Source organism: Nonomuraea sp. NPDC059194 (assembly GCF_042754765.1).
GTDB lineage: Bacteria > Actinomycetota > Actinomycetes > Streptosporangiales > Streptosporangiaceae > Nonomuraea.
In genome coordinates this window covers 58,786-80,722 of record NZ_JBHZBH010000033.1, presented here as the reverse complement: position 1 = coordinate 80,722, position 21,937 = coordinate 58,786, and the positions used below count along the sequence as shown (strand labels likewise).

Genomic DNA, 21,937 nt, shown 5'->3' with positions numbered 1-21,937 from the left:
GACGTCACAGTCGCCTCCACACCCGGCCGTCGCGGGCCATCATCTCGTCCGCCGACGGCGGGCCCCACGTGCCCGCCGGGTAGTCCTCGGGCTGCCCCTGCGTCGCCCAGAACTCCTCGATCGGGTCGAGGATCTTCCACGACAGCTCGACCTCGCGCTGGTGCGGGAACAGCGGCGGGTCGCCGATCATCACGTCCAGCAGCAGCCGCTCGTACGCCTCGGGCGAGGACTCCATGAACGACTCGCCGTAGGCGAAGTCCATGGACACATCGCGCACCTCCATCGCGGTGCCCGGCACCTTCGAGCCGAAGCGCACCGTGATGCCCTCGTCCGGCTGGACCCTGATGACCAGCGCGTTGTGGCCGAGGATCTCGGTGTCGTCCTTGCTGAACGGCAGGTGCGGCGCCTTCTGGAAGACCACCGCCACCTCGGTGACGCGGCGGCCCAGCCGCTTGCCGGTGCGCAGATAGAACGGCACGCCAGCCCAGCGCCTGTTGGCGATCTCCAGCTTGATGGCCGCGTAGGTCTCCGTCTTGGAGTCGGCGGGGATGCCCTCCTCCTCCAGGTATCCGACGACCTTCTCGCCGCCCTGCCAGCCGGCCGCGTACTTGCCGCGGGCGGTGTACTGCGACAGGTCGTCGGGCAGCCGCACCGCCTTGAGCACCTTCTCCTTCTCCCTGCGCAGCGCGTTGGCGTCGAAGGAGGTGGGGTCCTCCATCGCCACCAGCGCCAGCAACTGGAGCAGGTGGTTCTGGATCACGTCGCGGGCCGCGCCGATGCCGTCGTAGTAGCCGGCGCGCCCGGCCAGGCCGATGTCCTCGGCCATGGTGATCTGCACGTGGTCGACGTAGCCGCGGTTCCAGATGGGCTCGTAGAGGTTGTTGGCGAACCTCAGCGCCATGATGTTCTGGACCGTCTCCTTGCCCAGGTAGTGGTCGATCCTGAAGATCGAGCTCTCGGGGAAGGCCTCGTTGGTGATCTCGTTCAACTCGTGCGCGCTCTTCAGGTCGTGCCCGAACGGCTTCTCGATCACCACGCGCCGCCACGAGCCCTCGGGCGCGTCGGCCAGGCCGGTGCGCTTGAGCTGCTTGACCACGGTGGGGAAGAACTTCGGCGGGACCGACAGGTAGAACGCGTAGTTGCCGCCCGTCCCCCTCGTCTGGTCGATCTCCTTCAACGCCATCGCCAGCGCGTCGAACGCGCCGTCGTCGGAGAACTCGCCCGGCACGAAGTGAATGCCCTCGGCCAGCTGCTTCCAGACCTCTTCGCGGAAGGGCGTGCGCGCGTGCTCCTTCACCGCGTCATGCGTGAGCTGCGCGAAGTCCTGGTTGGCCCAGTCGCGCCTGGCGAAACCGACGAGGGAGAAACCGGGCGGCAGCAGCCCCCTGTTGCCCAGGTCGTAGATCGCCGGCAGCAGCTTGCGCTTGGCCAGGTCTCCGGTCACGCCGAAAAGTACCAGCACACATGGGCCCGCCACCCTGGGCAGCCGCTTGTCCCGCGGGTCACGCAGCGGGTTGGCGGCGGCCGCCTCAAGAGTGGTGGCCGTCGCCGCGGCGGCGACCGCCGCGGCGACGGCCTCCTCCACGGGCGCTGCCGGATCCGTCATCTCAGACCTCCTGTGCGGCTGCGAGCAGGTGCGCGATCCCCGCTACGCGGTCGGTCAAATGCAGTCGTATGGCGGGCCGCCCTCGATCGAGGAGCGCCCGCTGGTCGCCCAGCGCCTGCGCGAGCTGCAGCTCGCCCAGCGTGTAGGGCTTGCCCGGAATCGGGACGTCGGCCGGCACGGCACCGGTGATCTGCAGGAACACCCCGTTCGACGGCCCGCCCTTGTGGTACTGGCCCGTCGAGTGCAGCAGGCGCGGCCCCCAGCCGAAGGTCACCGGCCGCTCGGTCCGTACGGCCAGCAGCGCCCGCAGCGTCTGGGCGTCGGCCGCCGTCCACGCCTCGGTCATCTGCTCGAAGTCGGCGTCCTTGGGGATGGGCGCGTCGAAGGCGGCCAGCCGGTCGAGGTAGGCCATGACGGCCAGGTAGCCGTGCGGCGGGATGGCGTGCAGCAGCTGGGTGAGCACGCCGGACAGGTCCTTGGCGTGGGTCTCGCCGTACACCTCGACGGGCCCGTCGACCAGCGCGGGCGCGGCGAGCTGCGGCCCCTGCGCCAGCACGCGGGCGGTGTTGTCCTTCGCCTCGGCCACGTCGGGCTGGTCGAAGGGGTTGACGCCGAGCACGAGCCCGGCCAGGGCCGTGGCGTACTCCCACACCAGGAACTGCGCGCCGAGCGAGCCGTCGACCCTGACGTCGCCGTCGTCGGACTCGATGGCGACCACCAGCTCGTCGCGGCCGCCCCTCGGCTCGGCGGCGACGACGGGCAGGATGCCCTTGCCAAGCTTGCCGGTGGACTCGGCCACCAGCTGCTCGATCCAGTACGGCAGGCCGTTGATCTCGCTCAGCTGGTCTTCGAGGATCAGCTTGTCGCGCCCGGCCAGCGCGGCACCGCCGAGCGCCGCGCCGAGGGCCAGCCCCGGGTTGCCCTCGGTCAGCCGCAGCGCGGGCAGCACCGCCTCGGCCTCGTCGAGCAGCTCGGCCACGTCCGCTCCCGCCAGCGCGCTCGGCACCAGGCCGAACGCCGACAGCGCGGAGTAGCGCCCGCCGACGTCGGGGTCGGCCAGAAAGATCGTGTAGCCGGCCTCGGCAGCCTCGCGCTCCAGGGGCGAGCCTGGGTCGGTGACGACCACGATCCGGCCGGCGGGGTCGATGCCCGCCGACCTGAAGGCCTGCTCGTAGATCCTGCGCTGGCTGTCGGTCTCGACGGTCGAGCCGCTCTTGCTGGCCACCACCACGATCGTGCGGTCGAGCCGGTCGTCGAGCGCCCGCCGTACCTGATGGGGATCGGTGGTGTCGAGCACGGTCAGCGGCACGTCCGCGGTGTCGCAGATGACCTCGGGCGCCAGCGAGGAGCCGCCCATGCCCGCCAGGACCACGTGGTCGAGGCCCTCGGCGCCGGCCCGCTCCACGAGCTTGTCGAGCTCGGGCAGCAGCTCGCGCGAGGAGCGCGGCAGCGTGAGCCAGCCGAGGCGGTGCGCCGCCTCGGGCTCGGCCGCCGCCCCCCACAGGGTGGGATCGCCCGCCGCGAGGCGGGCGGGGGCGTCGGCCAGCCGCGCCGCGACGGAGGCGGCGGCCTCGGCCACCCCCTCCTCGCGGTAGATCACGTCCATCGTCAGACGGCCAGCTTCTTGGTGACGCTGTCGAGCAGGTCGTTCCACGAAGCCTCGAACTTGTCGACGCCCTCGTCCTCGAGCACCTTCACGACGTCGTCGTAGTCGATGCCCGCCTCCTTGAGCGCGGCCATGGTGTTCCACGCCTGCTCGTAGAAGGGACGGACGGTGTCGCCGGTGATCCGGCCGTGGTCGGCGGCGGCGTCGAGCGTCTTCTCCGGCATGGTGTTGACCGTGCCGGGGGCCACCAGCTCGTCGACGTACATCGTGTCGACGTAGTTGGGGTCCTTGACGCCGGTGGAGGCCCACAGCGGACGCTGCGGACGGGCGCCGGCGGCGCGCAGACGCTGCCAGCGCTCGGAGTTCATGACCTCCTCGTAGGCGGCGTAGGCCAGGCGCGCGTTGGCCACGCCCGCCTTGCCCTTCAGCTCCGGCTTGCCCGCCTTGTCGAGCCGCTTGTCGATCTCGGTGTCGACGCGGCTGACGAAGAAGGAGGCCACCGACTCGATGGTCGCCAGGTTGAGCCCCTTGGCCTGCGCGGCCTCGAGGCCGGCCAGCCAGGCGTCCATGACCTGCCGGTAGCGCTCGAGGGAGAAGATCAGCGTGACGTTGACGCTGATGCCCTCGGAGATCGCCTGCGTGATCGCGGGCAGGCCCTCGACGGTCGCGGGGATCTTGATGAGCAGGTTGGGCCGGTCGACCGCCCACCACAGGAAGCGCGCCTCGGCGATCGTCTTGTCGGTCTCGCGCGCCAGGCGCGGGTCGACCTCGAGTGACACCCTGCCGTCGAGGCCGCCCGTGGCGTCGTAGACCGGGCGCAGCACGTCGGCGGCCCAGCGGATGTCGTAGGTGGTGATGGCGCGCACGGCCTCGCCCACGTCGACGCCGCGGACGGCGAGGTCGTGCAGCTGGGCGTCGTAGGCGTCGCCCTTGCTGAGCGCGTTGGCGAAGATCGTCGGGTTGGAGGTCACACCCACGACGTTCTTCTCGCGGATCAGCTGCTCCAGGTTGCCGCTGCGCAGGCGCTCGCGGCTGATGTCATCGAGCCAGATGGAGACACCCTGGCCGGTGAGCTTCTTCAGGTTTTCCGACATGTCCTAGTTTCCCGTCGTCTCGCCCTTGTCGTACCCCAGCTTGGCGAGGCTGGCCTTGGCCGCGGCCGCGACCCGCTCGGCGGTGAGGCCGAACTGCTGGTACAGCGTCCTGTACGGCGCCGACGCGCCGAAGTGCTCAAGGCTGACAACTTCGCCCGCCTCTCCAACGAACTCCCGCCAGCCCAGCGCGATTCCCGCCTCGACGGCGACGCGGGCCTTGACGGTCGGGGGCAGCACCCGCTCCCGGTAAGCGTCATCCTGCCCGTGGAACCATTCGACACACGGCATCGAGACGACCCGCGTGGGAATTCCCTCGGCCTCCAGCAGGTCGCGCGCCGCGACGGCGATCTCGACCTCGCTGCCGGTCGCGATCAGCACCGCCTGCGGCTGCCTGGTGGAGGCCTCGCGCAGCACGTAGCCGCCCCTGGCCACGCCCTCGGCGTTGGTGCCCTCGAACACCGGCAGGTTCTGCCGGGTCAGAGTGAGCGCGGCCGGGCGGTCGCCGTGCTTCAGGATGGCCTTCCAGGCCGCGGCCGTCTCGTTGGCGTCGGCGGGACGCACCACGTCGAGGCCGGGGATGGCGCGCAGCGCCCACAGGTGCTCGACCGGCTGGTGCGTGGGGCCGTCCTCGCCGAGACCGATGGAGTCGTGGGTCCACACGTAGGTGACCGGCAGCTTCATCAGCGCCGCCAGCCGTACGGCCGGCCGCATGTAGTCGGAGAAGACCAGGAAGGTGCCGCCGTAGGGACGGGTGCCGCCGTGCAGGGCGATGCCGTTGAGGATGGCGCCCATGCCGTGCTCGCGGATGCCGAAGTGGAGCGTGCGGCCGTAGGGGTTACCGGGGAACTCCTTGGTCTGGTACTCCTCGGGGATGAAGGACGGCTCGCCCTTCATCGTGGTGTTGTTCGACTCGGCCAGGTCGGCCGAGCCGCCCCACAGCTCGGGAAGCACCGGGGCCAGCGCGCTGAGCACCTCGCCCGAGGCCTTGCGGGTGGAGATCGACGAGCCGATCTCGAAGGTCGGCAGCACCTTGGCCCAGCCGTTGGGCAGCTCGCGCTCGGAGATGCGGTCGAACTCCTCGGCCCGCTCCGGGTTGGCCAGGCGCCAGTCGGCGTAGGACTTCTCCCACTCGGCGTGGGCGGCGCGCCCGCGCTCGGCGACCTGGCGGGCGTGCGCCAGCACCCCGGCGGGCACGTCGAAGGTCCGCGCCGGGTCCATCCCGAGGATCGTCTTGGTGGCGGCGACCTCGTCCTCGCCCAGCGCGGAACCGTGGATCTTGCCGGTGTTCTGCTTGTTGGGGGCAGGCCAGCCGATGATGGTGCGCAGCCTGATGAAGGAGGGCCTTCCGGTCTCGGCGCGGGCCGCCTCGAGCGCGTCGTGCAGGGCCTGGACGTCCTCGACGTACTCGCCGGTCTGGGTCCAGTCGACGGTCTGCACGTGCCAGCCGTAGGCCTCGTAACGCTTGACCACGTCCTCCGACAGCGCGATCGCGGTGTCGTCCTCGATGGAGATGTGGTTGGAGTCGAACAGCACGGTCAGGTTGCCGAGCTTCTGGTGCCCGGCCAGTGCGCTGACCTCGTGGCTGATGCCCTCCTCGATGTCACCCTCGGAGGCGATGCACCAGATGTGGTGGTCGAAGGGGCTGGCGCCGGGCTCGGCGTCTGGGTCGAACAGGCCGCGCTCGCGGCGGGCGGCCATCGCCATGCCGACCGCGTTGCCGATGCCCTGGCCCAGCGGGCCCGTGGTGGTCTCGACGCCGACGGTGTGGCCGTGCTCGGGGTGGCCGGGCGTGCGGCTGCCCCAGCTGCGCAGGCGCTCGATGTCCTCGAGCGTCAGGCCGTAACCCGACAGGTAGAGCTGGATGTAGAGGGTCAGGCTGGAGTGGCCGCACGACAGCACGAAACGGTCACGACCCACCCACGTGGCGTCCGTGGGGTCGTGGCGCATGGTCCGCTGGAAGAGCAGGTACGCCGCGGGCGCCAGGCTCATCGCGGTGCCCGGGTGCCCGGAGCCCACTTTCTCGACCGCGTCCATCGCCAGGGCTCGGACGACGTCGACCGCCTTCTTGTCGAGGTCGGTCCATTCAAAGGTGCTCAACTGCTCGATCTCCGGAATCTCGTTGTCATGGTGGTGCTGGTGGCTTTTCCCGCCCACACTGACCCTAACTGAGTGGACCTTGCCGGAGTGGACCAACCCGGCCCCCGGTGCCCCCATTGGCCGGACCGGCTCACCCTGCGACTACAGTTTGTTTGTTCGCAGGACGTCTGGTGCTCGACGTCCACGGTTCCGCTCTCTTCAGAGGTTACGCGTTGACTCCGCACTCGCTGGAAGCGCCTTGACGGTGCTCACGAACAGGCAAACGCCGGCCGAGGCCGCGCCCACCGACGGCCCCCCCGGGTCCCCCGCGGCGGCCGCCGGGCCGCGCTCGCTCGCCGCGGTCGTCAAGGCGTACGTCGCGCTGACCAAGCCGCGGGTCATCGAGCTGCTCCTGATCACGACGCTGCCGGTGATGTTCCTGGCCGCGGGCGGCCTGCCACCGCTGTGGAAGGCCCTGTCCGTCATGGTCTTCGGGACCCTGTCGGCCGGCAGTGCCAACGCGCTCAACTGCTACATCGACCGCGACATCGACGTGAAGATGCGCCGCACCCGCAAGCGGCCGCTGGCCAGGCACCAGGTCAGCCCGCGCGCGGCGCTCGTCTTCGGCATCGTCCTCGGCGTCCTGTCCGTCGCCGGCATGTGGATCACCACCAACCTGCTGGCGGCGGCGCTCAACCTGTCGGCGATCCTGTTCTACGTCTTCGTCTACTCGTTGATCCTCAAGCGCCGCACGTCGCAGAACATCGTGTGGGGCGGCCTGGCCGGCTGCATGCCCGTCGTCATCGGCTGGGCCGGCATCACCGGCGGCCTGGAGTGGACACCTCTCGTGCTGTTCGGCGTCGTGTTCTTCTGGACGCCGCCGCACACCTGGACACTGGCGATGCGCTACAAGGAGGACTACGCGGCGGCCTCGATCCCGATGCTGCCCGTCGTGGCCACCGAGCGCCGGGTCGTGCTGGAGTCCATCGCCTACACCTGGGCCACCGTGGCCTGCTCGCTGCTGCTGTGGCCGGTGGCCGGCACCACGCTGCTCTACCCGCTGGTCGCCGTCGTGCTCGGCGCGTTCTGCCTGGTGGAGATCTACCGCCTGCTCGGTCGGCTCAACGCCGGCAAGAGCGGCGTCGACCTGCGCCCGATGCGCTTCTTCCACTGGTCAAACGCCTACCTGGCGCTGCTGTTCCTCGCGGTGGCGATCGATCCCCTGCTGGCCTGACCCGCTCCCGAAGTGGGAAGGACAGCCCCATGGCGATCCGTTACAGTCACCGTATGAAGACCCGTGATCCACGCTGGGTGTTCAAGGACCGCCCGTCGTCCGGATTGATCGCGGGCCTGGTGCTGGCCGGCATCTGCGCTCTGGTGTCGTTCTCCTTCGACGTGCTCAACGGCGCGCCCGTGCAGTTCCTCGTCGCGCTCGTGCTGGCGATGGCTCCGGTGCCGCTGCTGCTGGCGGCCGTGCTCGCGCTCGACCGGATGGAGCCCGAGCCGCGCAGCAACCTGGTCTTCGCCTACGCCTGGGGCGCGGGCATCGCCGTCCTGGTGGCGGGCCTGGTCAACTCGCTCAACCTGCACTACATCACCGACACCGTGGGCCTGTCGGCGGCCAGCGCGCGCAACATCGCCGCGACCTTCGGCGCCCCCGTCGTCGAGGAGACGATGAAGGGCCTGGTGCTGCTCGGCCTGCTCAGGTTCAGGCGCGCCGAGCTCGACGGGCCCACCGACGGCATCATCTACGCCAGCATGGTCGGCCTCGGCTTCGCCATGACGGAGAACGTCAGCTACTACATCGCCGCCCAGGACCAGCTCGGCGTGCAGGGGCTGGCGGTGACGGTCGTGCTGCGCGGCATCCTGTCGCCGTTCGCGCACCCGCTGTTCACCTCGATGACCGGCGTGGCCGTCGCCTATGCCGCCAGGCGCACCGGCTCCGACCGGGCCCTGGTCATCCTCGCGGGCTGGATCGGCGCGATGCTGCTGCACGGCATGTGGAACGGGCTGGCCTCCTACGGCGGCTTCTTCGGCCTGGTGATCGCCTACCTGGTGCTGCTGGTCGTGCTGTTCGTGCTCATCGGCGTGGTCATCCGCGACCGGCGCCGCATCGTCGCCCTGCTGCAGCGCTACCTGCCGCCCTACGAGCCGACCAGGCTGGTCGACGCGGCCGACATCTACATGCTGTCGGCGCTGTCGCGGCGCAGGCAGGCCAGGCAGTGGGCCAGGGCCCACGGCGGCAAGGCGGGGCTGCGCGCGATGAGCGACTACCAGCTGGCCGCCACCGAGCTCGGGCTGCTGCACGAGCGGGCCGCCAGGCACATCGTCGACGACCAGACCTTCCACGAGGAGCAGCGGGCACTGCTGGAGTGCATGAGCGCGGCCAGGGCGGGTTTCCCCGTGCCCGAGCGCCACGCCAGAGCGGCCGCCCACGGCACTCCACCGCCCGGTTACGCGCCCGGCGCCCCCGCGTCGTCCAGCGAAGGTCAGTGGCCGCTCTGAGCCTCGAGGAGTGAGGTCTCCCGCGGCCCGGGGAAGATCGGCTGCGTGCCGAGCGTGACGTCGGCCAGCGCCTTGGCGGCGGCGAAGAACTCACGGGCGGCCGCGGCGTAGGTGGCCGTCGCCCACTGCTTGGTGGAGTCGTCGCCCACGCCGAAGGCCTCCATGCCCGCGGTACGGCACAGCGTGACCGCCCGCGGCAGGTGGAAGACCTGCGTGACCACGGTGACCTCGCGAGCGCCGAAGACCTGGCGGGCCCGCACGCACGAGTCCCAGGTGTCGAAGCCCGCGTAGTCGCGCCCCGGCGCCGAGGACGAGCGCGGTGCCGGAGGCGGGGACCTCCTGCAGCCAGCCCGGCGTGCCGGCCACCACGCGGCGGTCGTCGCTGCCCAGCCAGACCCAGGTCAACGGGGTGATCGCCACCACGCTCAGCGCCACGGCCGCCTGGTAGGCGCGGCGCAGCGCCGTACGGGAAACCCCGATGGAGCGGGCAAACGGCATGAAAGCGCACCTTCCGCCGGTGGGGGAGTGGCGGACCAATCGTGCCATACACCCCCACAGCGGGGGTGGGCGATCAGTGGGGGAGGGGCACGGCGGGCGCGGGGGCGGCGGCGGGCAGCTGCTCGCGGACCCTGAGGCTGGTGACCACGCGCAGCGTGCCGATCCACACCAGCGTCGCGCCGAGCACGTGCAGGCCGACCAGGAAGGCGGGCACCGCCAGGAAGTACTGGATGTAACCGATCGCGCCCTGGGCAAGCTCGATCAGCAGCAGTGTCCATGCGGCTCTGCGGGCTGCCTTGGGGGCGTCGGTGACGTGGAGCGCGAACAGCAGGGCGAAGGTGAGGCCGACGACGACGTAGACGATGTCGGCGTGCAGCCTGGCCACGGTCTCGATGTCGAAGTCGAAGCGGCTGGCCAGCTCGTCGCCCGAGTGGGGGCCCGTGCCGGTGACCACGACGCCCGCGACCAGGAGCACGGCGACCGCGGCCACCAGCACGTAACCGAGCTTGCGGATGTCGCGGTGGACGACGCGCCTGGCGGGGGCGTCGCCCTCGCGCGAGCGGGCGTACAGCGCCCAGCAGCCCGCGATCAGCCCGATGGAGATCAGGAAGTGGACGCTGACCGTGACCGGGTGGAGCATCGAGCGCACCACCAGGCCGCCCCACAGCGCCTGGGCCAGGACGCCCGCGGGCTGCAGCCACGCCAGCCGCACCAGGTCGGGGCGGCGCGGCCGCAGCCGCCATGCCGTCAGCAGGCACATCGCGCCCACGGCCAGGACCAGGAAGGTGAACAGGCGGTTGCCGAACTCCACCGACATGTTGAACCAGCTGTGCTCGGGGTGCGCGACCGGGATGAAACTGTCGGGCGTGCACCGCGGCCAGGTGGGGCAGCCGAGACCGGAGCCCGTGACCCGCACCGCCACGCCCGTGACGGTGATCCCGGCGTTGGCGATCACGCCGAGCAGAGCCCACAGGGACATGGAACGGGCGGTCGGCGGCCAGAAGGATTTCACGTCATCGATGGTATGGGGCGGGGTGTGCGGTCCCGCATTCGAGACCACCCGCAGGTCGGGGGTAGTGATCCTCGAGACGGGCCGCTGGACGGCGCGACTAACTATGTGACATATTACTGACCGGAGGTGAGAGCGGACGATGTCCGACGTGATCGTCATCGGCGCCGGCGTCGTCGGCGCGGCGTGCGCCTACTACGCGGCCGCCGCGGGCATGGACGTGACAGTCCTGGACCGCGGGCCGGTAGCGGGCGGCACCACGGGCGCGGGCGAAGGCAACGTGCTGGTCTCCGACAAGGAGCCGGGACCCGAACTCGACCTGGCCCTGCTGTCCAACCGCCTGTGGCGGGAGCTGGCCGGGCACGGCGGGTTCGAGTTCGAGGCCAAGGGCGGCCTCGTCGTCGCCGAGACCGAGGAGATCCAGCGGCAGCTGGTCGCGCTGGCGGGCAAGCAGGGCGTGGAACACACCGTGGTCCCCGCCGACCGGCTGCGCGGCTACGAGCCGCACCTGGCCGACGACCTGGCGGGCGGCGTCTACTACCCGCAGGACGCCCAGGTGCAGCCCATGCTGGCCGCCGCCCAGCTCCTGCGGCACGGCGCCGAGAGCTTCGGCCGGGGGACGCTGCGGCTGCGCACGGGCGTCACCGTCACCGGATTCCTGCGCGAGGACGGCCCTTCTGAAGGCGGCAGGGTCACCGGCGTGCGCACCGACCACGGCGACATCATCGGCGGCGCGGTCGTCAACGCCGCAGGCACGTGGGGCGGGGAGATCGCCGCCATGGCGGGGGTCGAACTGCCGGTCCTGCCCCGGCGCGGCTTCATCCTCGTCACCGAACCGCTCGCCGAGCCGCTCATCAGGCACAAGGTCTACACCGCCGCCTACGTGACGAACGTCGCCAGCGACTCGGCAGACCTGGAGACCTCCGCCGTCGTCGAGGGCACGCCCGCGGGCAGCGTGCTCATCGGAGCCAGCAGGGAGCGCGTCGGCTTCGACCGCACCACCTCGATCCCCGTGCTGCGCAGGCTCGCCGCCCAGGCCACCGCGCTGTTCCCGGTACTGCGCGACAAGCGGGTGATCAGGTCCTACTGCGGCTTCCGGCCGTACTGCCCCGACCACCTGCCCGTCATCGGCGAGGACCCGCGCGTGCCCGGCCTGCTGCACGCCTGCGGCCACGAGGGCGCGGGCATCGGCCTGGCGCCCGCCACCGGGTACCTGCTCGCCCAGCTGCTGGGCGGGGAGGGCACCGACCTCGACCTCACCCCGTTCAGCCCAGGGAGGTTCGCGTGAGCTTCGAGATCACCGTGGACGGCAGGCCGGTGCCGGTCATCCCCGGTCAGTCCGTCGGCGCCGCCCTGCACGCCGCGGGCATCACCTCGTGGCGCACCACCAGGCACGGCGGCCGGCCGCGCGGCCTGTTCTGCGGGATCGGCGTGTGCTTCGACTGCCTGGTCACCGTCAACGGGCGCGAGTCCCAGCGGGCCTGCCTGGTCGAGGCGATGCCCGGAGACGAGGTGACGACCTCATGACCTACGACCTCGCGGTCATCGGGGGCGGCCCTGCGGGCGTCGCCGGCGCGCTGAGCGCCGCCCAGAGCGGCGCCCGCGTGGTGCTGGTCGACTCGGGCCTGCGCCTGGGCGGCCAGTACTTCCGCCACCAGGCCGGCGGGCGGCCCTCCGGCCAGGGCGCCGACCGGTTCGTACGGCAGTGCCGTGCCCTGGAGGCGAGGGCCCTGGAGTCGAAAGCCGAGGTGCGGCTCGGCCACAAGGTGTGGGCCGTCGAGCAGGACGACGACGGCATCTTCACGATCCACTGCTTGGAGGGGCGGGACGAGCGCCCCTTCACCATCACCTGCCGCGCCCTGCTCATCGCCACGGGCGCGCACGACCGGCCGCTGCCGTTCCCCGGCTGGGACCTGCCCGGCGTGTTCACCGCCGGAGGAGCGCAGGCCCTGCTGAAGGGCAACGGCGTGCTGGCGGGGCGGCGCGTGGTCGTCTCCGGCACCGGGCCCTTCCTGCTGCCCGTCGCCGCGGGGCTGGCCGCGGCCGGCGCCTCGGTCGCGGGCGTCTACGAGGCCAACGGCCTGTTCGGGCTGGCCAGGCATCCGCTGCTGGCCGCGGGCAAGGCGGGCGAAGCCGTGAGCTACGGGGCCGCGCTCGCCAGGCGGCGCGTGCCGTACCGGAGCCGGCACGCGGTGGTCGCCGCCCACGGCACCACCGCGGTCACGCACGTCACGCTCGCCCGCCTCGATCCCGACTGGCGCATCCTGTCGACCCGCACCGTCGAGTGCGACGCGGTCGCGACCGGCTACGGCTTCGTCCCGCAGATCGAGCTGGCCGTCCAGCTGGGCTGTGCGACCGCCCACTCGCCCGACGGCAGCCCCGTCGTCGCGGTCGACGCCGCCCAGCGCACCACCGTCGCCCACGTCTACGCCGCCGGCGAGCCCACAGGCGTCGGCGGCGCCGCCCTGTCGGAGCTGGAGGGCCGCATCGCCGGCCTCACCATCGCCCACGATCTCGCCTTCCCCGGCGGCTCCACCGGCCACGTGCCAGGGGTGCTGCAGAGACGCGCCGAACGCCTGCGGGCCTTCGCCGACGCGCTCCAGCAGGCCTACCCCGTCCGGCCCGGCTGGCAGGACTGGCTCGCCGACGACACCCTGATCTGCCGTTGCGAGGAGGTGCCCATGGCCAGGGTCCGCGAGGCCCTGGAGCTGGGCGCGAACGACGCGCGGTCGGTCAAGCTGCTGGCCCGCCCAGGAATGGGCTGGTGCCAGGGCCGCATCTGCGGCTACGCCGTCTCGTGCCTGTCGGGCGAGCCGGCCACCCAAGCCCCCCGCCGTCCCATTGCCCAGCCGATCACCCTCGGCTGTCTGGAGAGGATTGAAGATGAGCAACCGCGCTAAGCCGTGGCACGGGATCATGGTCGCCACGGCCCTCCCGCTGCGCGAGGACCTGTCGATCGACTTCGACGGGTTCGCCGAGCACTGCCGATGGCTGGTCGAGCACGGCTGTGACGGCGTGGCCGTCAACGGCTCGCTCGGCGAGTACCAGACGCTGTCGGCGGAGGAACGTGCCAAGACCGTCGAGACCGCGGTGCGGGCCATCGGCGGACGCAACGTGATGCCGGGCATCGCCGCCTACGGCGCCGCCGAGTCGCGCCGCTGGGCCGAGCAGGCGGGCGAGGCCGGCTGCGAGAGCGTCATGCTCCTGCCGCCCAACGCCTACCGGGCCGACGAGCGGATCGTCCTCGACCACTACAGGGAGGTCGCCAAGGCCGGCCTGCCGATCGTCGCCTACAACAACCCCTTGGACACCAAGGTCGACCTCACGCCCGCCATGCTGGCCCGGCTGTTTGAGGAGGGCCTGATCGTGGGCGTCAAGGAGTTCACCGGCGACGTGCGGCGCGCCTACGAGATCGCCGAGCTCGCTCCCGGCCTCGACGTGCTCATCGGCTCCGACGACGTGGTGCTGGAGGTGGCGCTCGCCGGCGCCAAGGGATGGGTGGCCGGATACCCCAACGCGCTGCCCGCCGCCAGCGTCGCCCTCTACCGGGCCGCCATGGCCCACGACCTGGAGACGGCGCTGCCGCTCTACCGGCAGTTGCACCCGCTGCTGCGCTGGGACTCCAAGACCGAGTTCGTCCAGGCCATCAAGCTGTCCATGGACGTGGCGGGCAGGCACGGCGGCCCCTGCAGGGCGCCCAGGCTGCCGCTGACCGACGAGCAGGCGGCGATCGTGCGGGCCGCGACCGAGAAGGCCCTCGCCGAGGGCCTGCGGTAGGAGAGAGCGAGCGATGAGGAAGGCTGGACGCCCATGAGATCCAAGCGCGTCTTCCACGCCGTCGACTCCCACACCGAGGGCATGCCGACCAGGGTCGTCGTCGGCGGCGTCGGCGTGATCCCCGGCAACAGCATGGCCGAGCGCCGCCTGTACTTCCGCGAGCACTTCGACCACATCAAGCAGCTGCTCATGAACGAGCCGCGCGGCCACTCGGCGATGAGCGGGGCCATCCTGCAACCGCCCACCAGGCCCGATGCGGACTGGGGCGTGCTGTTCATCGAGGTCTCCGGCTACCTGCCGATGTGCGGCCACGGCACGATCGGCGTGGCCACCGTACTGGTGGAGACGGGGATGGTGGAGGTCGTCGAACCGGTCACCACCGTCCGCCTCGAGGTGCCCGCGGGGCTGGTCGTCGTGGACGTGGCGGTGAAGGACGGCGCCGCCGAGTCGGTGACCCTGCGCAACGTGCCCGCCTACAGCGACAGGCTGGACGCGGTGGTGGAGGTGCCGGGCTTCGGCGAGGTCCGCTACGACCTGGCCTACGGCGGCAACTTCTACGCCATCGTGGACCTCGACTCCTACAAGCTGCCCTTCGACCGGGCGGCCAAGAACGAGATCCTCGCCGCAGGGCTGGCCACGATGGCGGCCATCAACGAGGCCGACGAGCCGGTGCACCGCGAGGACGACCGGATCAGGGGCTGCCACCACGTCTACTTCGCGGCGCCCGGCTCGACGGCCGAGCACTCCAGGCACGCGATGGCGATCTATCCGGGCTGGTTCGACAGGTCGCCGTGCGGCACCGGCACCAGCGCCAGGATGGCCCAGCTGCACGCCAGGGGCGAGCTGGCGATGGACACCGACTTCGTCAATGAGTCCTTCATCGGCACCCGCTTCGTGGGCCGGCTGGTGGAGCAGACGAGCGTCGGAGGGCTGCCGGCCGTGGTGCCGACCATCACCGGCAGGGCGTGGGTCACCGGGACCGCGCAGTACTTCCTCGACCCTCGTGACCCGTTCCCCGAGGGCTTCATCCTCTGACCTGGCGGCCCCGCGCCGCTCCCCGCGGGGGAGCGGCCGAGCCGGTGCGCCTACCGTGGGAGACGGCGGGCAGCCGTACGGCGAAGGGGGTGTTGCCGCTCTGCCCACTACCCTGCTATTTCACTCTGAGGCCCGGGATTCACACCCGCACCTCTCTTGACGTTTCACCTGCGTGTTAGGTCGTTAACGGTCTGGTCTCGGCGCTTGACCTGTGCCCGAGCACGTCGGTGTGATGTCACACATCACTCACGTGAGGAGAGTCTCATGCGTAAGACGCACGTCGTCTCCCTGGCCGCGGCAGCAATGATGCTGGCGGGTTGCGGACAGGGCCTTCTTGGCGATGGAGGCGCCCAGCAGGAGGCCAAGGGCCCCATCCGTCTGGGCATGCTCGTCCCGCAGTCGGGCAGCGAGGCCGCGATCGGACCCTATATGACCAACGCGGCACAGCTGGCCATCGATGAGATCAACGCCAAGGGCGGTGTCCTCGGACGGCAGCTGGAGCTCAAGGCCGCCGACGACGCCTGCGACGCCCAGACGGCCGTCGCCGCCGCCAACAAGGTGGTCACCGAGGGCGTCGAGGTGTCCATCGGCGGCTACTGCTCGGGCGCCACGCTGCCGACCCTGCCGGTGTTCGGCAAGGCGAACATTCCCATGATCATCCCTGCCGCCAACTCGCAGGAACTGGTCGACCAGAAGCTCAAGCACGTCTTCCTGATCAACGGCACCGGCACCCAGCAGGCCGAGTCCGCCGCCAAGTGGATCACCAAGCAGGGCGCCACCAAGGTCGCGCTCATGCACGACAACACCAGCTACTCCAAGGACATCGCCGTCCGCACGCAGCCGCTGCTGGGCGACAAGGCGGTCATCACCGAGGCGGTCACGCCCAAGGAGAGCGACTACAGCGCCAACATCCACAACGTCCTGACGAAGAAGCCCGACTTCGTCTACTGGACGGGCTACTTCCAGGAGGGCGGCCTGATCATCAGGCAGCTGCGCCAGGCGGGGTTCAAGGGCTCGATCATGGTCGCCGACGGCTCGGTCTCTTCCAAGCTGGGTGAGATCGCCGGCGCTGAGGCCGAGGGCGTCTACGCCACCATGACCCCCATCCCTGACACGCTGCCCAACGCCAAGGGCTGGATCGACAACTACACCAAGAAGTTCGGCTCGGCTCCCGGCCCCTACTCCAACCAGGCCTACGACGCCGTGCGCCTGGCCGCCGAGGCGATCACCAAGGCGGGCTCCACCGAGGGCGCCAAGGTGATCTCGGCACTGGAGGGGATCAGCGGCTTCCAGATGTTCTCGGGCCCGCTGAAGTTCACCCCCGAGCACACGCTTTCCACCGGCGGTTTCCAGATCCTGGTGTGGAAGGGTGACAAGTTCGCCCTACAGGACACGCTCTCATGACGCAGCTCGTCTGGAACGGCCTGTTCGTCGGATCGTTCTACGCTCTGGTGGCGCTGGGCTACAGCATGGTCTACGGCATCATCAAGCTGCTCAACTTCGCTCACGGCGACCTCTACATGCTCGGCGCGTTCAGCGGCTTCGCCGTCCTGTCCGCGCTGGGCGGGGTCTCCCCGGCGATGACGCTGCCGGTGCTGCTGGCCGTCCTGCTGCTGACCATGGTGAGCACCGGCCTGGCGGGCGTGGTCCTGGAGCGGGTGGCCTACCGCCCGCTCCGCGGGGCCCCGCGCCTGTCGCTGCTCATCACCGCCGTCGGCGCGTCCTTCGCCATCGAGTACGGCATGCGCGCCGTCGCCGGGCCCGACCCCAAGGTCTACCCCGTACGGCTCGGCGGCACCTCGATCGAGCTGTTCGGCGCCAGATTCACCCTGCAGCAGGTCGTGCTCATCGGCGTCGCCGTCGTCCTCATGGTCGGCCTCAACCTCCTGGTCACCAAGACCCGTGAGGGCAGGGCCATGAGGGCGATCGCCCTCGACCCGCGCACCAGCTCGCTCATGGGCATCGACGTCAACGCCGTTATCTCCAGGACCTTCTTCATCGGCTCCGCGCTGGCGGGCGCCGCGGGCGTGATGGCCGGGGCCTACTACGGGAAGATCGACTTCCTGATGGGCTTCATCATCGGGCTGAAGGCCTTCACCGCGGCCGTCATCGGCGGCATCGGCAACATCCCCGGCACCATGCTGGGCGGCCTCGTGCTCGGCCTGCTGGAGTCGTTCGGCACCTACTGGCTGGGCGGCGAGTGGCGGGACGTGTTCGCCTTCGGCGTGCTGATCCTGTTCCTGACCGTGAGACCGACGGGTCTGCTCGGCGAACGCGTGACGGAGCGGGTGTGAACAAGACCAAAGCCCCCGAAGCTCCGCGCAAGCTCGGCGCCAAGGGCCCGCAGACCAGGCTGTCGAAGCTGTTCGACAACCGCTGGGTCGGCCTGGCAGGCCTGCTGATCGCGCTGCTGGTGCCGTTCGTCAACGCCAGCACCTACACGCTGGGCATCATGACCAGCGCGGCGATCTTCGCGATGCTGGCCTCGGGCCTGAACATCGTGGTCGGCTACACCGGCCTGCTCGACCTGGGCTACGCGGCCTTCTTCGCGGTCGGCGCCTACACCAGCGGCGTCCTGGCCACCCGCTTCGACCTGCCGCTGGTGGCCACCGTGCCGGCCGTCATCGTGGTCACGGTCATCGCCGGCATCATCATCGGCGCGCCGACACTGCGGCTGCGCAGCGACTACCTGGCCATCGTCACGCTGGGCTTCGGCGAGATCATCCGCATCACCGCCAACAACCTGCCCGTCACGGGCGGCCCCTCGGGCATCTATGGCATCCCGAGCCTGAACGACAACCCGGTGATCTTCTACTACATCACCGTGGTGATCGTCGCCATCGCGATCATCGGCGCCTCGCGCCTGGGCAGGTCGCGACTGGGCAGGGCCATGCGGTTCGTGCGCGAGGACGAGGACGCCGCCGAGGCGACCGGCGTGCACACCTACCGGGTCAAGCTGGCCGCCTACATCGCCGGCGCGGTCTGGGGCGGTCTGGCGGGCGTGCTGTTCGCCGGCCACCTGTCGGCCATCTCGCCCAACAGCTTCACCTTCCTGCAGTCGGCGCTGGTCCTGATGGCCGTCGTGCTCGGCGGCATGGGCTCGGTGCCCGGCGTCGTGCTCGGCGCGATCGTCATCAGCCTGCTGCCCGAACTGCTGCGCGGCGTGGCCGACTACCGGTTCTTCGTCTTCGGCGTACTGCTGATCGTCGTGATGCTCGTCAGGCCGCAGGGCCTGTGGCCCGCCCGCTCGAAGGAGGCCCTGAAGTGACACTCCTGGACGTGAGCGAGCTGCGCCTGTCCTTCGGCGGGCTGCAGGCCATCGACGGTCTCAGCTTCTCGGTGCACGAGGCCGAGATCGTCTCGGTCATCGGCCCGAACGGCGCGGGCAAGACCTCCGCCTTCAACTGCGTGACCGGCTTCTACCGGCCCACCGGCGGCGCGATCACCTTCGACGGGCAGTCGCTGCTGGGCAAGCGGCCCTCGGCCGTGGCGAGGGTCGGCATCAGCCGTACCTTCCAGAACCTGCGGCTGTTCGGCGAGCTGTCGGTGCTCGACAACGTCCGCGCGGGCAGCCACCTGTGGCTGAAGCAGAGCGTGTTCGACGCGCTGCTGCACACCCCGCGCTACCGCCGCACCGAGCGCGAGTGCACCGACGAGGCCAACCACTGGCTCGACTTCGTCGGCCTGCGCGGCGACCGCTACTCGGCCGCCCGCAACCTGCCCTACGGCGAGCAGCGCCGCGTCGAGATCGCCCGCGCGCTGGCCCGCAAGCCGCGCCTGCTGCTGCTCGACGAGCCCGCCGCCGGCCTCAACCACGCCGAGAAGGCCGAGATGCTCGACCTGATCAGGCGCATCCGCGACCTCGGCGTCGCGATCGTGCTGATCGAGCACGACATGGGGCTGGTCATGCAGGTCTCCGAACGCATCGTGGTCCTCAACTTCGGCAAGGAGATCGCCGACGGCCGCCCCGAAGAGGTGCGCCGCGACCCCGCCGTCATCGAGGCCTACCTGGGGAGCGACGCCCATGCTTGAGATCAGCGACCTCGACGTCCACTACGACGGCGTGCACGCGCTGCGCGGCCTGTCGCTGACCGTCGGCGCCGGCGAGATCGTCACCCTGCTCGGCAACAACGGCGCGGGCAAGACGACCACCCTGTCGGCGATCTCGGGCCTGGTACGGCCCAGCGGCGGCAAGGTCCTCTTCGAGGACAAGGACATCACCGGCCTGGCCGCACACAAGATCACTGAGCGGGGGCTCGTCCACTGCCCCGAGGGCCGCAGGATCTTCAGCACGCTGAGCGTGCACGACAACCTGCAGCTCGGCGGCTACCTCGTGCGCGACCAGGCGGAGATCAAAAAGCGCATCGACCGCGTCTACGACCTGCTGCCCCGCCTGGCCGAGCGCCGCGCCCAGCAGGGCGGCACGCTGTCGGGCGGCGAGCAGCAGATGCTCGCCATCGGCCGCGCGCTGATCACCGGGCCGCGCCTGCTGCTGCTGGACGAGCCGTCCATGGGCCTGGCGCCGCTGGTCGTCGCCCAGGTGATGGAGCTGATCGCCGACATCAACGCCTCGGGCACGGCCGTGCTGCTGGTGGAGCAGAACGCCTCGGCCGCGCTGAAGATCGCCCACCGGGGCTACGTGCTGGAAAGCGGCCAGGGGACCCTGTCGGGCACCGCGGACTCGCTGCGCTCCGACCCCCGCGTCGTCGAGGCCTACCTGGGAGGGGCATGATCCAGACCATCGACTACCACACCGGCGGCGAGCCGTTCAGGATCGTCGTCGGCGGGGTCGGGGAGATCAAGGGGTCGTCCGTCCTCGAACGCCGCGCCGCCGCCTTCGCCGGCGAGGAGATCGACAGGGTGCGGCGGCTGCTATGCCACGAGCCGCGCGGGCACGCCGACATGTACGGGTGCTTCCTGGTGCCGCCCGACTCCCCGGGCGCCGTCCTGGGCGTGCTGTTCTGGCACAAGGACGGCTACTCCACCGCCTGTGGGCACGGCACGATCGCGTTGGGCGTGCACGCCGTCCAGGAGGGGCTGGTCGAGGCCGACCCCGACGGCACCACCGACGTCGTCATCGACGTGCCCTCCGGCAGGGTGACGGCCAGGGTGGCCATGGAGGGCGGCGAGATCACCTCGGTGACCTTCAGGAACGTTCCCTCCTACGTGATCGCGCGCGGCGTGCCCGTCGAAGGGACCGCCGTCGACGTCTCGTACGGCGGAGCCATCTACGCCTCGCTGCCCGCCGCGTCGCTGGGCCTGTCGGTGGTGCCTGAGCACCTGACCGAGCTGATCGCCCACGGACGGCGGATCAAGGCCGCGCTCGCCGACCACCCGGCGGCCAGGCACCCCTCGGACGAACGCCTGTCGGGCATCTACGGCGTGATCTTCTACGACGAGATCGGGCCCGCCCACCAGCGCAACGTCACCGTCTTCGCCGACGGCGAGGTGGACAGGTCGCCGTGCGGCTCCGGCACCGCGGCCCGGCTGGCGCTGCTGGCCGAGGAGCTGCCCGCCGGGTTCACGCTCACGCACGACAGCATCGTGGGCTCGTCGTTCCGCGCCTGGGTGGCCGAGACCACCGCGGAGGGCGTGATTCCGGAGATCGAGGGCATGGCCTACCGCACCGGTCGGCACAGCTTCGAGCTCGATCCACGGGACCCGATCGGAACGGGGTTCACGCTGCGATGAGCCAGCTGGCGATCATGCCGGTCGGGACCGGATCCGCGCCTGCGGTCCCGACCGGCTCCGGTGCGGGCGGAGCCGGGCGATGAGCGGCCTGCCGTACATCGAACACCTGGAGCGGCTGGTGCCGATGGGGCGGGCTGTCGCCGTCCTGGAGGAGGCGCTGGCCGCCGGGTTCGACCCCGAGAGCGCGCCCGCCCGCGCCGCCGTCCCGGCGGGTGCGGGAGAGTTCCTGATCATGCCCGCCGCGGCCGGGCGGTACGCGGGCGTCAAGGTGGTCACCGTCGCGCCCGGCAACCCCGCGCGCGGCCTGCCCCGGATCCAGGGCACCTACCTGCTGTTCGACGGCGACACCATGGCGCCGCTGGCGGCCATGGACGGCCTGGCGCTCACCGCCCTGCGCACGCCCGCCGTCTCCGCCCTCGCGGTCAAGCACCTCGCGCCCGCCGACGCCTCCGGCCTGCTGGTCTACGGCACCGGGCCGCAGGCCTGGGGTCACGTGCTGGCGCTGCGCGAGGTACGCCCCGTGGACCGGGTCACGGTCGTCGGCCGCGACCACGACCGTGCCTCCACGATGGCCCGCCGGTGCGCCGAGGCGGGACTGACGGCCTCGGCCGCCGTGGGCGCGCCGCCGCCCGGCGCGCTGGTCACGGTCGAGGAGGCCGACCTGATCGCCTGCTGTACGACCTCCAGGAACCCCTTGTTCCCCGGTAAGCTCACCAGCGACAACGTCACCGTGGTTGCCGTCGGGTCACACGAGCCCGACGCCAGGGAGATCGACGACGATCTCGTCGCCCGCGCCACCCTGGTCGTCGAGGCGAGGACGGCGGCGCTGGCCGAGGCTGGGGATGTGGTCCTCCCTTTGCGCGACGGTACGATCACCAGTGGTCATCTCGCGGGCAACCTGGCCGACCTGGTCACCGGTCGCGTCACCGTGGGCGAGGGTCCGCGCGTCTTCAAGAGCGTCGGTATGGCGTGGGAGGACCTGGTGGTCGCGGCGGCAGCGTACGAGGCGTGGGCCCAGTGAACGGACGAAAGTAGGGAAA

At 70.9% G+C, this 21,937-nt stretch carries 21 protein-coding genes; 15 read left to right on the top strand and 6 right to left on the bottom strand.

Translation table 11 applies throughout. The features are described from left to right. Positions 1-4: 4 nt before the first annotated feature. Genes zwf through tkt form a run of 4 tightly spaced genes read right to left on the bottom strand, consistent with a single transcriptional unit; the run spans position 5 to position 6,403 of the window. Entirely contained in the window at positions 5-1,606 is a 1,602-nt protein-coding gene (gene zwf, locus ACFXJ8_RS32290; protein ID WP_379647771.1) for a glucose-6-phosphate dehydrogenase, read from the bottom strand. A gap of 1 nt (position 1,607) precedes the next feature. Beyond that, the gene (locus ACFXJ8_RS32285) at positions 1,608-3,212 is read right to left on the bottom strand and encodes a glucose-6-phosphate isomerase (RefSeq protein ID WP_379647770.1); all 1,605 of its coding nucleotides are present in this window, start codon (positions 3,210-3,212) and stop codon (positions 1,608-1,610) included. 2 nt (positions 3,213-3,214) lie between these two features. Beyond that, positions 3,215-4,306: a transaldolase gene (gene tal, locus ACFXJ8_RS32280; protein ID WP_379647769.1), complete on the bottom strand. Its 1,092-nt coding sequence runs from the start codon at positions 4,304-4,306 to the stop codon at positions 3,215-3,217. A 3-nt stretch (positions 4,307-4,309) separates the two neighbouring features. Beyond that, positions 4,310-6,403 (bottom strand): transketolase, encoded by a 2,094-nt coding sequence (gene tkt, locus ACFXJ8_RS32275; protein ID WP_379647768.1) that lies wholly within the window; start codon positions 6,401-6,403, stop codon positions 4,310-4,312. A gap of 238 nt (positions 6,404-6,641) precedes the next feature. On the opposite strand from tkt, the gene ACFXJ8_RS32270 reads away from it, so the two are divergent. Together ACFXJ8_RS32270 and ACFXJ8_RS32265 are read left to right on the top strand one after the other, a co-directional pair. Next, entirely contained in the window at positions 6,642-7,616 is a 975-nt protein-coding gene (locus ACFXJ8_RS32270) for a heme o synthase (RefSeq protein WP_379647767.1), read from the top strand. Between the two features lie 53 nt (positions 7,617-7,669). Further along, positions 7,670-8,887 carry a PrsW family intramembrane metalloprotease gene (locus ACFXJ8_RS32265; protein ID WP_379647766.1) on the top strand — a complete coding sequence of 406 codons (1,218 nt, stop codon included), beginning with the start codon at positions 7,670-7,672 and terminating at the stop codon, positions 8,885-8,887. Here ACFXJ8_RS32265 and ACFXJ8_RS32260 read toward each other — a convergent pair. After that, the gene (locus ACFXJ8_RS32260; RefSeq protein WP_379647765.1) at positions 8,872-9,147 is read right to left on the bottom strand and encodes an ElyC/SanA/YdcF family protein; all 276 of its coding nucleotides are present in this window, start codon (positions 9,145-9,147) and stop codon (positions 8,872-8,874) included. The two genes, ACFXJ8_RS32265 and ACFXJ8_RS32260, sit on opposite strands and share 16 nt — an antisense overlap. Positions 9,148-9,206: 59 nt before the next feature. Here ACFXJ8_RS32260 and ACFXJ8_RS32255 point away from each other — a divergent pair, with 59 nt between their 5' ends. Then, positions 9,207-9,335 carry a hypothetical protein gene (locus ACFXJ8_RS32255; RefSeq protein ID WP_379647764.1) on the top strand — a complete coding sequence of 43 codons (129 nt, stop codon included), beginning with the start codon at positions 9,207-9,209 and terminating at the stop codon, positions 9,333-9,335. Between the two features lie 123 nt (positions 9,336-9,458). On the opposite strand, the gene ACFXJ8_RS32250 is transcribed toward ACFXJ8_RS32255, so the two are convergent. Beyond that, positions 9,459-10,397, bottom strand: coding sequence for a heme A synthase (locus ACFXJ8_RS32250; RefSeq protein WP_379647763.1), 939 nt, complete (start codon positions 10,395-10,397; stop codon positions 9,459-9,461). A 139-nt stretch (positions 10,398-10,536) separates the two neighbouring features. On the opposite strand from ACFXJ8_RS32250, the gene ACFXJ8_RS32245 reads away from it, so the two are divergent. The 12 genes from ACFXJ8_RS32245 to ACFXJ8_RS32190 all read left to right on the top strand — a co-directional run bounded on the left by ACFXJ8_RS32245 (position 10,537) and on the right by ACFXJ8_RS32190 (position 21,918). Then, entirely contained in the window at positions 10,537-11,682 is a 1,146-nt protein-coding gene (locus ACFXJ8_RS32245; protein ID WP_379647762.1) for an NAD(P)/FAD-dependent oxidoreductase, read from the top strand. Further along, on the top strand, positions 11,679-11,921 hold the full coding sequence (locus ACFXJ8_RS32240) for a (2Fe-2S)-binding protein (RefSeq protein WP_379647761.1): 243 nt from the start codon (positions 11,679-11,681) through the stop codon (positions 11,919-11,921). The genes ACFXJ8_RS32245 and ACFXJ8_RS32240 overlap by 4 nt, the downstream gene beginning before the upstream one ends. Next, positions 11,918-13,294: an FAD-dependent oxidoreductase gene (locus ACFXJ8_RS32235; RefSeq protein ID WP_379647760.1), complete on the top strand. Its 1,377-nt coding sequence runs from the start codon at positions 11,918-11,920 to the stop codon at positions 13,292-13,294. The genes ACFXJ8_RS32240 and ACFXJ8_RS32235 overlap by 4 nt, the downstream gene beginning before the upstream one ends. Next, positions 13,278-14,171, top strand: coding sequence for a dihydrodipicolinate synthase family protein (locus ACFXJ8_RS32230; protein WP_379647759.1), 894 nt, complete (start codon positions 13,278-13,280; stop codon positions 14,169-14,171). Before ACFXJ8_RS32235 ends, ACFXJ8_RS32230 begins: the two co-directional genes overlap by 17 nt. A 33-nt stretch (positions 14,172-14,204) precedes the next feature. Beyond that, entirely contained in the window at positions 14,205-15,206 is a 1,002-nt protein-coding gene (locus ACFXJ8_RS32225; RefSeq protein WP_379647758.1) for a proline racemase family protein, read from the top strand. A 264-nt stretch (positions 15,207-15,470) separates the two neighbouring features. After that, positions 15,471-16,610 (top strand): branched-chain amino acid ABC transporter substrate-binding protein, encoded by a 1,140-nt coding sequence (locus ACFXJ8_RS32220; RefSeq protein ID WP_379647757.1) that lies wholly within the window; start codon positions 15,471-15,473, stop codon positions 16,608-16,610. Further along, positions 16,607-17,500: a branched-chain amino acid ABC transporter permease gene (locus ACFXJ8_RS32215; RefSeq protein ID WP_379647756.1), complete on the top strand. Its 894-nt coding sequence runs from the start codon at positions 16,607-16,609 to the stop codon at positions 17,498-17,500. Before ACFXJ8_RS32220 ends, ACFXJ8_RS32215 begins: the two co-directional genes overlap by 4 nt. Then, on the top strand, positions 17,497-18,474 hold the full coding sequence (locus tag ACFXJ8_RS32210; protein WP_379647755.1) for a branched-chain amino acid ABC transporter permease: 978 nt from the start codon (positions 17,497-17,499) through the stop codon (positions 18,472-18,474). Before ACFXJ8_RS32215 ends, ACFXJ8_RS32210 begins: the two co-directional genes overlap by 4 nt. Further along, the gene (locus tag ACFXJ8_RS32205; protein ID WP_379647754.1) at positions 18,471-19,238 is read left to right on the top strand and encodes an ABC transporter ATP-binding protein; all 768 of its coding nucleotides are present in this window, start codon (positions 18,471-18,473) and stop codon (positions 19,236-19,238) included. Before ACFXJ8_RS32210 ends, ACFXJ8_RS32205 begins: the two co-directional genes overlap by 4 nt. Continuing rightward, the gene (locus tag ACFXJ8_RS32200) at positions 19,231-19,938 is read left to right on the top strand and encodes an ABC transporter ATP-binding protein (RefSeq protein ID WP_379647753.1); all 708 of its coding nucleotides are present in this window, start codon (positions 19,231-19,233) and stop codon (positions 19,936-19,938) included. The genes ACFXJ8_RS32205 and ACFXJ8_RS32200 overlap by 8 nt, the downstream gene beginning before the upstream one ends. Further along, a complete protein-coding gene (locus ACFXJ8_RS32195; protein ID WP_379647752.1) occupies positions 19,935-20,897 on the top strand; it encodes a proline racemase family protein in 963 nt (320 codons plus the stop codon). The genes ACFXJ8_RS32200 and ACFXJ8_RS32195 overlap by 4 nt, the downstream gene beginning before the upstream one ends. Before the next feature lie 79 nt (positions 20,898-20,976). Continuing rightward, positions 20,977-21,918, top strand: coding sequence for an ornithine cyclodeaminase family protein (locus tag ACFXJ8_RS32190; RefSeq protein ID WP_379647751.1), 942 nt, complete (start codon positions 20,977-20,979; stop codon positions 21,916-21,918). The last annotated feature ends 19 nt before the right edge of the window (positions 21,919-21,937 follow it).

Bases quoted from the DNA above. Each gene is read 5' to 3' on its own strand.
- ACFXJ8_RS32200 (WP_379647753.1), top strand. From the start codon at position 19,231: ATGCTTGAGATCAGCGACCTCGACGTCCACTACGACGGCGTGCACGCG.
- zwf (WP_379647771.1), bottom strand. From the start codon at position 1,606: ATGACGGATCCGGCAGCGCCCGTGGAGGAGGCCGTCGCCGCGGCGGTC.
- ACFXJ8_RS32285 (WP_379647770.1), bottom strand. From the start codon at position 3,212: ATGGACGTGATCTACCGCGAGGAGGGGGTGGCCGAGGCCGCCGCCTCC.
- ACFXJ8_RS32265 (WP_379647766.1), top strand. From the start codon at position 7,670: ATGAAGACCCGTGATCCACGCTGGGTGTTCAAGGACCGCCCGTCGTCC.
- ACFXJ8_RS32220 (WP_379647757.1), top strand. From the start codon at position 15,471: ATGCGTAAGACGCACGTCGTCTCCCTGGCCGCGGCAGCAATGATGCTG.
- ACFXJ8_RS32195 (WP_379647752.1), top strand. From the start codon at position 19,935: ATGATCCAGACCATCGACTACCACACCGGCGGCGAGCCGTTCAGGATC.
- ACFXJ8_RS32215 (WP_379647756.1), top strand. From the start codon at position 16,607: ATGACGCAGCTCGTCTGGAACGGCCTGTTCGTCGGATCGTTCTACGCT.
- ACFXJ8_RS32230 (WP_379647759.1), top strand. From the start codon at position 13,278: ATGAGCAACCGCGCTAAGCCGTGGCACGGGATCATGGTCGCCACGGCC.
- ACFXJ8_RS32235 (WP_379647760.1), top strand. From the start codon at position 11,918: ATGACCTACGACCTCGCGGTCATCGGGGGCGGCCCTGCGGGCGTCGCC.
- tal (WP_379647769.1), bottom strand. From the start codon at position 4,306: ATGTCGGAAAACCTGAAGAAGCTCACCGGCCAGGGTGTCTCCATCTGG.
- ACFXJ8_RS32225 (WP_379647758.1), top strand. From the start codon at position 14,205: ATGAGATCCAAGCGCGTCTTCCACGCCGTCGACTCCCACACCGAGGGC.
- ACFXJ8_RS32245 (WP_379647762.1), top strand. From the start codon at position 10,537: ATGTCCGACGTGATCGTCATCGGCGCCGGCGTCGTCGGCGCGGCGTGC.
- ACFXJ8_RS32190 (WP_379647751.1), top strand. From the start codon at position 20,977: ATGAGCGGCCTGCCGTACATCGAACACCTGGAGCGGCTGGTGCCGATG.